The following is a 13,880-nucleotide window of genomic DNA, read 5'->3' as shown; positions in this document are numbered from 1 at the left end:
CAATCTATTATTTCATTTCAGATTGCACAGTCTTTACACGTGCAATTTGTTTTTTAACTTCGTTCAAACGAGCAGTTTGATCTAGTTGACCTGCTGCAGCTTGAAAACGAAGGTCGAAAAGTTCTTTTTTGAGTTCGTTTTCTTTCTTAGCAAGCTCTTCTTGAGACAAGCCACGAAGCTCAGCAACAAACTTTTTGATTTCTTCAAGTTTCATGTCTTCTCCTTATTCTGCTTCACGTTTTACGAATTTACATTTAACTGGTAGCTTGTGGCTAGCAAGACGAAGTGCTTCACGAGCGATTTCTTCAGAAACACCAGCAACCTCAAACATAACCTTGCCACGCTTAACTGGTGCTACCCAACCTTCAGGTGCACCCTTACCAGAACCCATACGAACCCCGATAGCTTTAGCTGTATAAGATTTGTGAGGGAAGATTTTAATCCAAACTTTACCACCACGTTTCATGTAACGAGTCATAGCGATACGAGCAGCTTCGATTTGGCGGTTAGTGATCCATGAGCTAGTAGTAGCTTGAAGACCATATTCACCGAATGATACTTCTTTTCCACCTTTTGCTTCACCGCGCATTTTTCCACGAAACTCACGACGGTGTTTAACACGTTTAGGTACTAACATCTGTTATTTGCCTCCTTTAGTGTTTTTGCGAGCTGGAAGAACTTCACCACGATAAATCCAAACTTTAACACCAAGTTTACCGTATGTAGTATCTGCTTCTTCCCAAGCATAGTCAATATCTGCACGAAGTGTGTGAAGAGGAACAGTTCCTTCTGAGTAGCCTTCGCTACGCGCGATATCTGCACCGTTCAAACGACCTGAAACTTGAGTTTTGATTCCCTTAGCTCCAGCACGCATTGTACGTTGAATAGCTTGTTTTTGAGCACGACGGAAAGCAACACGTTGCTCAAGCTGACGAGCAATGTTTTCACCAACAAGGTGGGCATCAAGATCAGGCTGTTTGATTTCGATGATGTTGATGTGTACTTGTTTTCCAGTTAATTTGTTAAGCTGAGCGCGAAGAGCGTCAACATTTGCTCCACCTTTACCAATAACCATACCAGGCTTTGCAGTGTGAAGTGAAACAATAACTTTATTTACAGCACGCTCAATTTCAATTGTTGAAACTGAAGCCTCTGCCAATTCTTTGTTAATGAATTTACGGATTGCAAGATCTTCATGAAGGTAATCCGCGTATTCTTTTTCAGCATACCATTTTGCATCCCAGTCACGAATGATTCCGACACGCATACCAATTGGATGTACTTTTTGACCCACGATTTTACCTCCTTATTTTTCTGATACAACTACTGTAACGTGAGTTGTTCGCTTGTTGATTGGTGACGCTGAGCCCTTTGCACGTGGACGGAAACGTTTCATTGTTGGTCCTTCGTTTGCAAATGTTTCAGATACTACCAAGTTAGCTTTTTCCAAACCAAAGTTATTTTCTGCGTTAGCAATTGCTGAGTTAAGAGTTTTCTCAATAACACGAGCTGCTTTGTTTGGAGTGAATTTTAAGATTGCGATTGCATCAGCAACTTTCTTACCGCGGATAAGATCAAGTACTAAACGTGTTTTACGAGGTGAAACACGCACTGTACGAGCCATTGCTTTAGCTGAAGTAATTTCTGCCATTGTGTCCTCCTCCTATTAACGACGTGTTTTCTTGTCGTCAGCTGCGTGACCCTTGTAGGTACGAGTTGGTGCAAATTCACCAAGCTTGTGACCTACCATGTCTTCTTGAATGTACACAGGTACATGCTTGCGGCCATCATAAACTGCGATTGTATATCCGATGAAACTTGGGAAAATCGTTGAACGACGTGACCAAGTTTTGATTACTTTTTTCTTTTCGTCATTAGCTTGAGCTTCAACTTTTTTCATCAAATGCTCATCGACGAAAGGTCCTTTTTTAAGACTACGTCCCATTTTGTAGTTTTCTCCTTTAAATAATGTACCACAGCGGCTTGAGCATGAGAGCAAGCTCAAACTCTACCGAGCTGGCGGAATGATTGAATAAGCTTATGCTAGATTTGCTGCTTATTTTTCGTTACGACGACGAACAATAAGCTTGTTAGATTTAGCTTTTTTGTTACGTGTTTTAAGACCAAGCGCTGGTTTACCCCAAGGAGTAGATGGCGCTTTACGTCCAACTGGTGCTTTACCTTCACCACCACCATGTGGGTGATCGTTAGGGTTCATTACAGAACCACGAACTGTTGGGCGGATACCTTTCCAACGGCTACGTCCTGCTTTACCAATGTTAACAAGTGATTGTTGCTCGTTACCAACTGTACCAACAGTTGCACGACATGTTCCAAGAATCATACGAACTTCACCTGATTGAAGACGAACAAGAACGTATTTGCCTTCTTGACCAAGTACTTGAGCAGAAGCTCCAGCAGCACGTACAAGCTCTCCACCCTTACCAGGCTTAAGCTCAATGTTGTGAACAACTGTACCAACAGGAATGTTTACTAATGGAAGTGCATTACCAATCTTAATATCTGCATCTGGTCCAGAAACAATGCGTTGACCTACTTCAAGACCCTTAGGAGCGATGATGTAAGCCTTAACTCCGTCAGTGTAATGTACAAGCGCAATATTTGCAGTACGGTTTGGATCGTATTCGATTGTTTTAACAACTGCTTCAACGCCATCTTTGTTACGCTTGAAGTCAATCAAACGGTAATGACGCTTGTGTCCACCACCTTGGTGACGAACTGTGATGCGACCATTGTTGTTACGACCAGCTTTGTTTTTAAGAGAAACAAGCAATGATTTCTCAGGTGTGCTTGTTGTAATTTCAGCAAAATCCAAAGAAGTCATGTTACGACGGCCATTTGTCGTTGGTTTATAAACTTTAATACCCACGTTATTTCCTCCTTAGATTATTCAGCTTCAGCTGCGAACAACTCGATTGCTTTAGAATCAGCTGTAAGAGTGATGATAGCTTTTTTAGTTTTTGAAGTAAAGCCTGTGTAACGACCAACACGCTTAGCCTTTGGTTTAACGTTAACAGTATTGACACTTGCAACCTTAACTCCGTCAAATGCAGCTTCAACAGCTTGCTTGATTAACAGTTTGTGCGCACGTGTGTCAACTTCAAATGTGTATTTGCCTTCTTCAAGGGCATACATTGATTTTTCAGTAATAACTGGTTTTTTGATTACGTCGTACAAATTCATTATGCAAGAACCTCCTCAATTGTAGAGATTGCTTCTTTCGTTACAAGAAGTTTGTCTGCGTTTACGATATCAAGAACACTTGCAGTCGCTGCTGTTGCCACAGCTACGTTTGGAAGGTTACGTGCAGAAAGTGCTGCAAATTCATTTCCTTCTTCAACAAGAACAAGTACTTTTGTATCAATGCTAAGAGCTGAAAGCACCTTGGCAAATTCAGCTGTTTTTGGTGCTGCAAATGAAAGGCTTTCTACAGCTACAAATTTATCTTCAGCAACTTTTGCTGAGTAAACTGATTTCAAAGCAAGGCGACGAACTTTTTGTGGAAGTTTGTATCCATATGAACGTGGAGTTGGTCCAAAGACAACACCACCACCACGCCATTGTGGTGAGCGGATAGACCCTTGACGAGCACGTCCAGTTCCTTTTTGACGCCAAGGTTTACGTCCACCACCTGATACTGCTGAACGGTTTTTAACCGCATGAGTACCTTGGCGAAGGCTAGCACGTTGGCTGATTACAACATCAAAAACAACTGATTCGTTTGGTTCGATACCAAAGATAGCATCATTTAATTCAACTGTGCTAACTTCTTTACCAGTTTGGTCAAATAGTTTTACGTTTGCCATTTTTAACTGTTTTCTCCTTTCTTATTATTTAGCAGCTTTAACTGCTGATTTGATAGTGATAAGAGATCTCTTAGCACCTGGTACGTTACCTTTGATAAGGATAACGTTCTTTTCTGGGATAACTTGTACAATTTCAAGATTTTGGATTGTTACACGGTTGCCACCCATACGTCCTGCCAAATGTTTGTTTTTGAAAACGCGGTTTGGCGCAACAGGTCCCATAGAACCTGGACGACGGTGATAACGAGAACCATGTGCCATAGGGCCACGTGATTGGCCATGACGTTTGATAACACCTTGGAAGCCTTTACCCTTTGAAGTACCAGTTACATCAACAACATCTCCAGCTGCGAAGATATCAACAGTGATTTCTGCACCTACTTCTAAGCCTTCAATGTTTTTGAATTCACGAATGAAGCGCTTAGGAGCTGTGTTAGCTTTCGCTACATGGCCTTTGGCAGGTTTGTTGCTCAATACTTCACGTTTGTCATCAAAACCAACTTGAATTGCTTCATAACCGTCTGTTTCAACAGTTTTAACTTGAAGCACAACATTTGGAGTTGCTTCGATGACAGTAACAGGGATAAATTCACCAGATTCAGTGAAGATTTGAGTCATTCCCACTTTTTTCCCTAAGATTCCTTTTGTCATGAGAAAATAATTCCTTTTCTTAATAATATTTCAAAAAGTTTTTAGTGAGCGTTTTTTATGCTCAAAAAAGTTTTTTACGAGCGTTTTTTATGCTCAAAGCAAGATACTTAAGGCGTCAAACTCACAGTGAAAATAGGAAATCTGACGAAGAAACTTCTGTTTCTAGGAAGATTTACACCTACAGGTAGCCACATCCGTAATCTAATTAAAATTAGAACGGCTGTGTCTCTTTTTCACACAGAGTTTAGCCTGTGTTCAATTAGATATGAACTCGTTCCTCGCTCATGTTTCAAACAATTAAAGCTTGATTTCTACGTTGACACCACTTGGAAGGTCCAATTTCATAAGTGCATCAACAGTCTTTTGCGTTGGGTTCACAATATCAATAAGACGTTTGTGTGTACGCATTTCAAATTGTTCGCGAGAATCTTTATACTTGTGAGTCGCACGAATAATTGTGTAAAGACTACGTTCAGTTGGAAGTGGAACTGGTCCAGCTACTGTTGCACCTGTACGAGTTGCAGTTTCAACGATTTTTTCTGCCGCTGTATCAAGTGTACGGTGCTCGTACGCTTTCAAACGGATACGGATTTTTTTGTTTGCCATCTTTTCTCCTCTCGTCTATTTACGATAATAGGCTAGCTCCTCGAGAAAACCGACACCCGTCACGTGGCAATGCAACCGAGCGTGTCGCAACCTCTCGTATCATAGCTAAAGCTGTATTTTTACAGCACCATAATATAATAGCAGAATTAATAAGGCATTGCAAGCCTTTCAGGGGATTTTTTCAAAAAAACTTGCCCTCAGAAAGGGCAAGGAAAGTTCTAAAATGAAGTTAGCCACCTAAGGGTATCAAAAAACATCTCAGAGAGATATAATTGTAATCACCACAACAACAATTAGAAAGACTCTGAGATGCAACACTATTATACACCAAAAAGTAAACATTTGACACTAACTGAACGTAGAATGATTGAACGTTGGCTTCAAGAAGAGCTCTCAAATCGTGAAATCGCTAGGAGATTGGCTAAAGCTCCTCAAACCATTCACAACGAAGTCAAACGTGGTCAAGTTAGACAACAAGTGCGTAAAGGAAAATTTGAAGTGATTTACTCAGCTGACTTCGCTCAAAAAGCCTATCAAAACAATCGTAAACGCTCTGTTAAGCAGGTCTCCCTAACGAAGGAACTCAAAGAAAAGATGACTCACTACATCAAACAAAAATACTCTCCTGAGATGATGGTTAAGGCAAAAGGGATACCTGTTCCCATCTCCACCATTTACTACTGGATTCATCATGGCCACTTAGGATTGACCAAGGCTGACATGCTTTATCCTCGAAAAGAGAAAGCTAAGAAAAAGCATGCCAGTCCCAATTTTAAGCCAGCTGGAAAGTCTATTGAGGAACGACCTGAAAGCATTAATAAGCGTGAGAATATCGGTGATTTTGAAATGGATACGGTTATTCAAACTCGGGCAAAAAACGAGTGTCTGTTGACTCTAATCGATAGAAAGAGTCGTTATCAAATCATCCGACTCATTCCAGATAAGTCTGCGTCTTCAGTGAACAAAGCTCTGAAAACTATCCTCAGAGATTATCAGATTAATTCCATCACAGCTGATAACGGAGCTGAATTCAGTCGTTTAGCAGAAGTTTTTGACCCTGATCATATCTACTATGCCCACCCGTATTCTTCTTGGGAGCGTGGAACTAACGAGAATCATAACAGACTCATCCGGCGTTGGTTACCTAAGGGAAGTAAAAATGCGACTCAACAACAAGTCGCATTTATTGAAAACTGGATTAACAACTATCCAAAGAAACTATTCAATTATAAATCTCCTAAAGAGTTTTTACAGACTGGCTAACTTGAACTTGAAATTTGGCCTCAGAAAGGGCAAGCCAGATTGAAGACAAATCTCAGCTGTTCCAGCAATCCTCTTTGATCTTCCGCAGATAAGAGAAGCTATTAGCAAACAGAGCCTCAGGCGTACTTTACATTCTGATGACAGTGGCTGACTCCCAAAAGGAAAGTCACCACTCAGAAGTCTTGAGACCTAGATACAAAGTTTAGCTATGACAGTCCGAAGAAAGCTGCCTTTGCTGCTTCTTAAAGGCCACTGCAAGAATGAGCCATCTGGTGACATTGTCCAAAACAGTCGCAAGCCAAACACCTATTAATCCATAATTTAAGGTTACTCCAATAAAGTAGCCCAAAGTAATCCGAACCAGCCACATACCAATCGTTGTTGCATAAAAGGGAAGCTTAGCTTGTCCGATACCCTGCCAGGCTGCTGTGTAAACCAAGGTCCCAGCTGTTGCTGGTACACCCAAAAGAGAAAAGACCAAGACAACCATACCAGCCTGTTGAGCCTTGGCATCTGCTGTAAATAAGGGCAGTAGATTAGGGCCTAGCAAATAAGTAATCAGTCCCACAACAAGCATCATCAGAGTGGCTAACAAAAAGGTTTCTTTTACAGTTTTTGCTATTGTAGCCCCTTTGCCACTGCCCAGCTGATTGGCAACTAAAATGACGGTCGCAGTTGACATAGCAAGTCCCGGCATATAATTAAATTGAGTTAAGGTTTCTCCAATCGCATTGCCTGCCAAGGCCTCTGTCCCAAATCTAACAATAATAGCCACAATCAAAACATCACCAGCTCGCATCATGAGCCGCTCACCAGCCGCTGGAAGAGATAAGCTAAAGATCTCTTTATCCAAGGGATTAACAAAACGCTTAATAATCTCTTTAATAGGAAGAAACTGACATAGAATAACAACTCCAATAAGACGCGACACAACGGTTGACCAAGCAATCCCTATTACTCCAAATCCCCATACGTAAAGAGAAAGGGCTGAAAATACAGCGTTTAGCAGATTAGTTAAAAGGCTGACCTTCATTGGAATGCTAGGCTGACCCTTAGCACGAATAATCGCACCTAAGCTCGTTAAAAGTCCAAGACTAAGAATCATTCCACCAACAATGGCTAAATACTGCCCACCTAGTCTAGCTACCAGACTAGCTGCTCCCAGAAAGGCTAATATGCTTTTGTGTCCCACTATAGACACCAAGCCTAGAAGAACTGATAGAGCTCCTGTTACTAAGATAGCATTTGCCATGTAGTTGATTTCTTTAGAATGGTTTTGCTCCCCTATGCTTCTAGCAATGAGGCTGGAGACTGCAGCACCCAATGCGATAAAAAGAGCCTGATAAATCGTCAGAATATTATTAGCAATCGCAATGCCCGAAACTGCCGTAAGTCCAATTTGAGCAGCCAAATAATTGTCTATTATTCCCATCAGCATTTGCAATATATTTTCTACCATTGATGGAAGGGCTAAGGACAGTATCTTTTTTCTATTGTGAGTCATTATATTCATATCAATTGAAAGGGAGCTCCTTTATGCCTCCTATACTCCAAGATAAGCCTCCACTGCCTGCTGCATATCTGCTACTGTCACTAAAAGGCTATGACGAATGGGCGCCTCCTGTAAGCCATTGACAGCTTGTGGCACGACTACACCTGATATATCAGCCAACTGCTCAAGCGCCTCAAAATCACTGGCAACCTGCTGACCACTAATAGCTTCCACAACTACCCGCGGAAACTTATAAGGACTAGCAGTTGACGCAACAATAGTCGGTCTAGAGTCACCTGATTGCTCCCGATAAGCACGATAAACAGCTGAAGCTACAGCTGTATGTGGGTCAAGCACATAATGATCAGACTCAAATATCGTTTTGATCTCTTTAGCAGTCTCTTGCTCTGTTGCAAAGCCTGCTGCAAATAAATCAAGGATAGACTGATCTGCATCAGCTAGCTGATACTGACCTGTTTCTGCCAAGCTCTTCATTAATGATGCTGTCTTTTGGGCATCATTGCCTAGTAAATGAAAAACCAAGCGCTCTAAATTTGAAGACACCAAAATATCCATTGATGGACTAGTAGTCACCTTGAAGGGACGCTTTTTATCATACCTACCACTAGCAAAGAAATCTGTCAAGACATTGTTTTCATTGGAAGCACAGATGAATTTGGCAACAGGAAGTCCAATTTCTTTGGCATAGTAGGCAGCCAGTAGATTGCCAAAATTTCCTGTCGGCACTACTATGTTAATCGTCTCTCCAGCTTCAAGTCGCTGATGCCATACCAACTGGGCATAAGCATAAATATAATAGACAACCTGAGGAATCAAACGACCAATATTCATCGAATTGGCCGAAGACAGCTGTATCTGTTGGGCCGCTAGCCGCTCACGCAAATCAGGGTCATTAAACAGGCGCTTGACCTCTGTTTGAGCATCATCAAAATTGCCTTCAATCGCCACAACATGGGTATTGTGACCGGCCTGTGTGATCATCTGCAGCTCCTGAATCCTGCTAACGCCTGACTTAGGATAAAAGACAATAATATCCGTTCTCGGAACATCAGCAAAGCCTGCCATTGCTGCCTTACCAGTATCACCTGAGGTAGCGGTTAGAATCGCAATTTTTCGCTCCACACCCTGCTTTTTAGCAGCAGTTGTCAAGAGATAAGGCAAAATAGATAGAGCCATGTCCTTAAATGCGATGGTTGAACCATGAAATAGCTCCAAATTATGATAATCCTTTAACGTAGCTAGAGGTGCTATCACTGCTGTATCAAACTTATCATCATAGGCAGAAGAAATACAAGCATCTAATTCTGCTTCAGTATAGTCATCAAAAAAGGCTGATAAAATAAGCTTGGCAACCTCTTGGTAGGACTTGGTCTTTAGCTCCTCAAAATCTAGATCCAGCACTGGCATGCTTGTAGGGGTAAACAAGCCACCATCGTCTGCTAGGCCACTTAAAATCGCTTGACTAGCGGTTACCTTATTAGCTGCATTTCTTGTTGATTGGTACATCATTGGCATTGCTTCACATCACCTCATCATTTCTTTTGATTATTATATCATATTCCAATCATAAGCCTTCTAGGATTTTGAGACAGCCATTTTCTGTGCTAATGACCCAGCAGCCAATTTGTTGCTGAACATGTCTTTACCTTGAGGCACCAAAAAAGCCCTTAGAAAATTAATTCTAAGGACTTTAGATTTCGAGCTTTAAAACCACTTTCTTACTGTTCCCCATATAGAATCAAACAACCATGACAGCCAACTAGACCATATTGATTTTTTAGGAGCAACATACTCGTCATCAAAGACGTCTCCATCAGGACAGCGATACCAGCCTTTCCCAAGGCTTCTACATCCTTGTTCAGTAACCGCACTAGCATATACGGTCTGTGGTTGTGTCTGGCTTGTGCTGATAGGAGCCAAAGTTAGGGTTATAGCAGTTGCTAAAAAGCATAACGTTTTTAGTCGTTTCATTGTTACTCTCCTTGATAAATAATTTTTTGGCATGGCAGTTGGTTACTGCCAACGCTTTCTAAGAAAAGTTTAACATGCTAGCTGATAGTGATAAATAGCTCTTTAGCAGCTTTTCTCCGCAGTTTCGTTTTTTTTTTTATAAAATGGGTAATCGTCTGATTTTGTCATATGAAATCAATTACTTTAGGTATGTAAAAAGCCCTTAGAAAATCAATTCTAAGGACTTGTTGTTACTTGAGTCTAGGTAGTTTTAGAGCTATTGAAGCTACTTCAGTCTAATGAAAAGTCTCTTATAGGAACTTTCCCAAAGTAATGTTGACAGCAGTGACTGCCTTTCGAATTCCATATCTAAGTTTTGAGGTCTAAACTCAAAGCTTCTAAACTAAAAATCCTCCATTAGAAAAAACTAAGCAATAATCAAGTGATTTTTCTTAGTGAAAGGTGACTTGACTATTGCTTAATTTAAATATTAAATCATAAAATTGAGTACTAAAAACTTATAGGCATTATACTTCATGCAATCTACAAAAATTATTGACATAAACCTATAATAATGATAATATCAAGAATCAATTTAAGTAATTTGTAACTTTTTCTCATCATTTGTCACGTTTTCCACTTTTTAACTACAAACGGAGATAATCTATGATCTTAGGTGAAACCTATAGAAAAATGCGGGAAGAAAAAGGAATTTCTATTTCTTCATTAGCAGGATATGAAATTTCAAAATCTCAAATTTCAAGATTTGAATTAGGAGAGACGGAAATTTCTATTTTCAAGTTATTATATTTACTAGAAAAAATCGGAATAACCTTTGAAGAATTCTTGCTCGCCTGTAACAATTATGAACCATCTGAATTTAATACACTAATAAAAGTTGTTCAAAATTCTGCATACAATAATAAAGTCGAAACACTAATAAGTATGATAGAACAAGAAAATAAATTGTTTGAAGAGACAAACTCTCATTATCATAAATTAAATTCAATTTTTATCCAAAGTATCATTTCTGGACTTGATAACAATCACCAATTAACTAATCAAGATATCTCTTATCTTTCAAATTATTTATTTTCCGTAGAAAATTGGGGATACTATGAAACCCTTATTCTTGGAAATTGCTGTCGTTCTTTACCTCCTAAGCTATTATTCAAGTATACTAAGGAAGCTCTAAAAAAAGGAACATTATACAATTCAATTCCTCGTAATAAACAGTCGCTAATTCAACTACTCCTTAATAGTCTTCTATTAATGATTGAAAATGATTTTTATGAAGAAGCAATATTTTTAAATCAAGCTAGTAAAAACCTGTTATCTAACTCAACTTATTTTTTTGAGTTAACTATATTGTTATACCTAGAAGGATACCTAGAGTTGAAATTTAATATTCACACAGAAAAATCAAACTCTAAGATAGAAGAAGCCTTAAAAATCTTCAATTCTTTAAATAAAACAATTTATCAAAATTATCAAGAACACTTTAACAAATATATTAGCAATTTATTATGATATGAAATTGCTTGTTTTGCATGAGAGCATCTTTAGCAAATTGATTAAGTTCATTGAGAGAAACTTTCTCAATTTCCCCAGTAACACTCTCCCAACTAGGTATATTAAATAATTTCTCCCTGCAAAGTGTCTTTAAAAACTCGACTTTCTTCACTTCATAGCTCATAAGAACTTCATTGATAACTCTTTTTTTAGCTTTATCAAATAATTTCGTATTTTTTAAGTCTTCTCTATTTACTAAGTCTTCTTTTAGAACTTGTACTACTTGATGCTTATGAATTTCAGGCGTTCTAGTCGGTATCTTTAGGATAGTGAGCCCATTGTAAAAGATTGGGAATGAAATTATATTATATACCCATTGGTTTTTCGTCCTTAATTTATCATTTTGCCATGAATATACAATCCTATCCTGATTCCACTCTGGAAAAAAATTATTCATTTTATTGTCTTATTGTCCTTTCTATATTTTACAAAGGCATGCAAATTCTCATTGCATGCCTTTGTGATTAAATAAAATACCAATTTGTGGTTTGTTCATTTCGAACTTCGACAAACTCTAGTTCTAAAACTTCAAAATTTTCCATAATCATGTTCATCACCCCCTTTCATTTACAAACAAATGACTTCATCGAATTGTTCTAACGTTTTTATATCTTGGTTGTGAGTAATCACAATGATGATTGCATTCTTTATTGATAAAATATAATCCAATATGGCTTTAGATCTAGCTGGATCAAGATTACTAGTTGGTTCATCAAAAATATAAATAGAATATCTACGGTTTAAAAATCTTGCTAAATCAATTCTTTGTTTTTCTCCTTCTGAGATTAAAGACTGAACTCTAAATAATTTTTTGTTTAAAAATATTTCATCAAATCCTAAACTATCTTTGAGCTTGTTTGTTAGATTCAAACTCCCATCTAATTTAATGTTGTCTGAAACATTACCTTCCACAAGAAAATCATTTTTTTGAACAAACGCAATCTTCTTATACAAACTTTCTGAGTTAATTTCAGCAATATTTCTTCCATCAATTCTTATTTCCCCATCATATAAATGCTTTGGATAATAATTTAATATCAGTTTTGCTAATGTTGTTTTCCCAACCCCCGAAGGACCAATAATGGCATAAGTATTTCCCTTTTTAAATTCAAATGAAAAATTAGTAAATATTTTTCTATTTTCAACTTGATAAGTTAAATTATTTATCGAAATGCTAGAGATGTCTCCTTCATAAAAAGTCTTATTTTCTATATAACCATTAACAAAATTTGTTTTATCTAGAACTTCTTGAATACTTGTTAAAATAGTACCTGTACTTTTGATCAAATTTTTATTGTAAAGAAAAGACTGTAGAGGGCCAAACACTCCATTTAATAACTGAATACTGGCCACTAATAGTCCAACTGTTAGTAGATTATTCCTTACAAAAAATATACCAGCAACCATACAAGCTACTTGAGAAAAGAAGCTCAAAAACATTCCTGTATTTGAAGCTAAATCTTTTCTGTATTGATATTTCTGTCTAGAATCTTCAAATTCTAAAGTAGTATTTTGTTCGATTTTTTGTATCCATTTTTGAATATTCAATAATTTAATCTGTTCAAATCCCTCAATAAAACTAGTCATTTCTGCTAAATACTGATTACTTTTTTCAGAATAATATCGAGTTGCTTTACTCATTAACTTTCCAGGAATTTGAGATAGAAAAACAGTTACAATAGAAAGCAATAAAAATACTAGGGCTAATCGCCATTCTATAAGTACAATAGCTACTACACTCGTAACCATTGAAGCCAGATCAACAATAACAGCCACTCTAGGAACCAATAAATTCTCCTGAATTATATCAATATTTTTTGTTACATTGTTTAGAAAATCCGAATTATATCGATCACAAGTATCAATTTCATTAAATTCCCGTAATAAATAACCTATAAAAAGCCTCTCCTTTAAATCTAAAATGACCTTTTTTACATAGTAACTCTTAAAATAAGAATAGGACCATATCATTATAAACCATGCCATTATGGTACATACACACACTACTATCTGAAACAATAATTCACTACTTGAATTAGATATACTATCTAGTATTTTTCCCAGTTGAATAGAAAATAAGGTCATTAAAAATGCACTGATTACACTAAAAAAAGCTACTATTACATATAACAATCTATGACTTCTTACAATTTCTTTCATAAATCCACCTAAAAGATTTTATAAATAAATTATAATGTACAAGTATCGTATCCTAAAAAACTTCCCTTATTCGGGACACAACATTTTTCATCTATATTTTAAATCATACTACCTTGTTACTAAAAACGTAGATAATAATTTAGCTTATAACCCATGTTTTTAGCAATATGTTATGTCATTATTCTTTTTTCCTACAGTGCTTCCTAAAATTTGTGAAGACGAATTGTCAAATAAAGTGCAACGCTTTTCCATAAAAGAATTTATAAGGTAGTTTCCAGTTAGGACATCTTCTAGAACGATCATTTCATTTATCTTCCCACTCTTATACGATAGAGCTC

Annotated in this window: 17 protein-coding genes; 2 read left to right on the top strand and 15 right to left on the bottom strand. The window is 37.7% G+C overall.

The genetic code is table 11. The features are described from left to right. Window positions 1-7: 7 nt before the first annotated feature. The 10 genes from rpmC to rpsJ all read right to left on the bottom strand — a co-directional run bounded on the left by rpmC (window position 8) and on the right by rpsJ (window position 5,084). The gene (gene rpmC, locus I2432_RS00410; protein WP_003046054.1) at window positions 8-214 is read right to left on the bottom strand and encodes a 50S ribosomal protein L29; all 207 of its coding nucleotides are present in this window, start codon (window positions 212-214) and stop codon (window positions 8-10) included. A 9-nt stretch (window positions 215-223) separates the two neighbouring features. Further along, window positions 224-637 carry a 50S ribosomal protein L16 gene (gene rplP / locus I2432_RS00405; protein WP_012514738.1) on the bottom strand — a complete coding sequence of 138 codons (414 nt, stop codon included), beginning with the start codon at window positions 635-637 and terminating at the stop codon, window positions 224-226. 3 nt (window positions 638-640) lie between these two features. Next, window positions 641-1,294: a 30S ribosomal protein S3 gene (gene rpsC, locus I2432_RS00400; RefSeq protein WP_012514737.1), complete on the bottom strand. Its 654-nt coding sequence runs from the start codon at window positions 1,292-1,294 to the stop codon at window positions 641-643. 12 nt (window positions 1,295-1,306) lie between these two features. Further along, complete coding sequence (gene rplV, locus I2432_RS00395; RefSeq protein ID WP_002986651.1) at window positions 1,307-1,651, bottom strand: 50S ribosomal protein L22; 345 nt, start codon at window positions 1,649-1,651, stop codon at window positions 1,307-1,309. 15 nt (window positions 1,652-1,666) lie between these two features. Then, on the bottom strand, window positions 1,667-1,945 hold the full coding sequence (rpsS, locus tag I2432_RS00390; RefSeq protein WP_000533765.1) for a 30S ribosomal protein S19: 279 nt from the start codon (window positions 1,943-1,945) through the stop codon (window positions 1,667-1,669). A 111-nt stretch (window positions 1,946-2,056) separates the two neighbouring features. Further along, window positions 2,057-2,890: a 50S ribosomal protein L2 gene (rplB, locus tag I2432_RS00385; RefSeq protein WP_043024907.1), complete on the bottom strand. Its 834-nt coding sequence runs from the start codon at window positions 2,888-2,890 to the stop codon at window positions 2,057-2,059. 17 nt (window positions 2,891-2,907) lie between these two features. After that, complete coding sequence (locus I2432_RS00380) at window positions 2,908-3,204, bottom strand: 50S ribosomal protein L23 (protein WP_012677213.1); 297 nt, start codon at window positions 3,202-3,204, stop codon at window positions 2,908-2,910. Further along, the gene (gene rplD, locus I2432_RS00375; RefSeq protein ID WP_012677212.1) at window positions 3,204-3,827 is read right to left on the bottom strand and encodes a 50S ribosomal protein L4; all 624 of its coding nucleotides are present in this window, start codon (window positions 3,825-3,827) and stop codon (window positions 3,204-3,206) included. Before rplD ends, I2432_RS00380 begins: the two co-directional genes overlap by 1 nt. Window positions 3,828-3,851: 24 nt before the next feature. After that, window positions 3,852-4,478: a 50S ribosomal protein L3 gene (gene rplC, locus I2432_RS00370; protein ID WP_206158877.1), complete on the bottom strand. Its 627-nt coding sequence runs from the start codon at window positions 4,476-4,478 to the stop codon at window positions 3,852-3,854. 297 nt (window positions 4,479-4,775) lie between these two features. Next, window positions 4,776-5,084, bottom strand: coding sequence for a 30S ribosomal protein S10 (gene rpsJ / locus I2432_RS00365; RefSeq protein WP_003046044.1), 309 nt, complete (start codon window positions 5,082-5,084; stop codon window positions 4,776-4,778). A gap of 309 nt (window positions 5,085-5,393) precedes the next feature. On the opposite strand from rpsJ, the gene I2432_RS00360 reads away from it, so the two are divergent. Then, window positions 5,394-6,347, top strand: coding sequence for an IS30 family transposase (locus tag I2432_RS00360; RefSeq protein ID WP_206158876.1), 954 nt, complete (start codon window positions 5,394-5,396; stop codon window positions 6,345-6,347). Window positions 6,348-6,549: 202 nt separating this feature from the next. Here the strand turns inward: I2432_RS00360 and I2432_RS00355 are convergent, their stop codons facing one another. From I2432_RS00355 to I2432_RS00345, 3 genes are all read right to left on the bottom strand, one after another. After that, window positions 6,550-7,851, bottom strand: coding sequence for an MATE family efflux transporter (locus I2432_RS00355; protein ID WP_206158875.1), 1,302 nt, complete (start codon window positions 7,849-7,851; stop codon window positions 6,550-6,552). A gap of 39 nt (window positions 7,852-7,890) precedes the next feature. Further along, the gene (gene thrC, locus I2432_RS00350; protein ID WP_206158874.1) at window positions 7,891-9,375 is read right to left on the bottom strand and encodes a threonine synthase; all 1,485 of its coding nucleotides are present in this window, start codon (window positions 9,373-9,375) and stop codon (window positions 7,891-7,893) included. Window positions 9,376-9,564: 189 nt separating this feature from the next. Continuing rightward, window positions 9,565-9,831, bottom strand: coding sequence for a hypothetical protein (locus I2432_RS00345; protein WP_111677630.1), 267 nt, complete (start codon window positions 9,829-9,831; stop codon window positions 9,565-9,567). A 645-nt stretch (window positions 9,832-10,476) separates the two neighbouring features. Between I2432_RS00345 and I2432_RS00340 the strand changes: the two genes are divergently transcribed. After that, window positions 10,477-11,340 (top strand): helix-turn-helix domain-containing protein, encoded by an 864-nt coding sequence (locus I2432_RS00340; RefSeq protein WP_037582370.1) that lies wholly within the window; start codon window positions 10,477-10,479, stop codon window positions 11,338-11,340. On the opposite strand, the gene I2432_RS00335 is transcribed toward I2432_RS00340, so the two are convergent. Next, window positions 11,324-11,779 carry a hypothetical protein gene (locus I2432_RS00335; RefSeq protein ID WP_249093262.1) on the bottom strand — a complete coding sequence of 152 codons (456 nt, stop codon included), beginning with the start codon at window positions 11,777-11,779 and terminating at the stop codon, window positions 11,324-11,326. The genes I2432_RS00340 and I2432_RS00335 overlap by 17 nt on opposite strands. A 170-nt stretch (window positions 11,780-11,949) precedes the next feature. After that, window positions 11,950-13,542: an ATP-binding cassette domain-containing protein gene (locus I2432_RS00330; RefSeq protein ID WP_206158873.1), complete on the bottom strand. Its 1,593-nt coding sequence runs from the start codon at window positions 13,540-13,542 to the stop codon at window positions 11,950-11,952. Window positions 13,543-13,880 lie beyond the last annotated feature (338 nt).

The organism is Streptococcus equi subsp. zooepidemicus, assembly GCF_015689395.1.
Lineage (GTDB): Bacteria > Bacillota > Bacilli > Lactobacillales > Streptococcaceae > Streptococcus > Streptococcus equi.
This window is presented reverse-complemented; position numbering and strand designations above follow the sequence as displayed.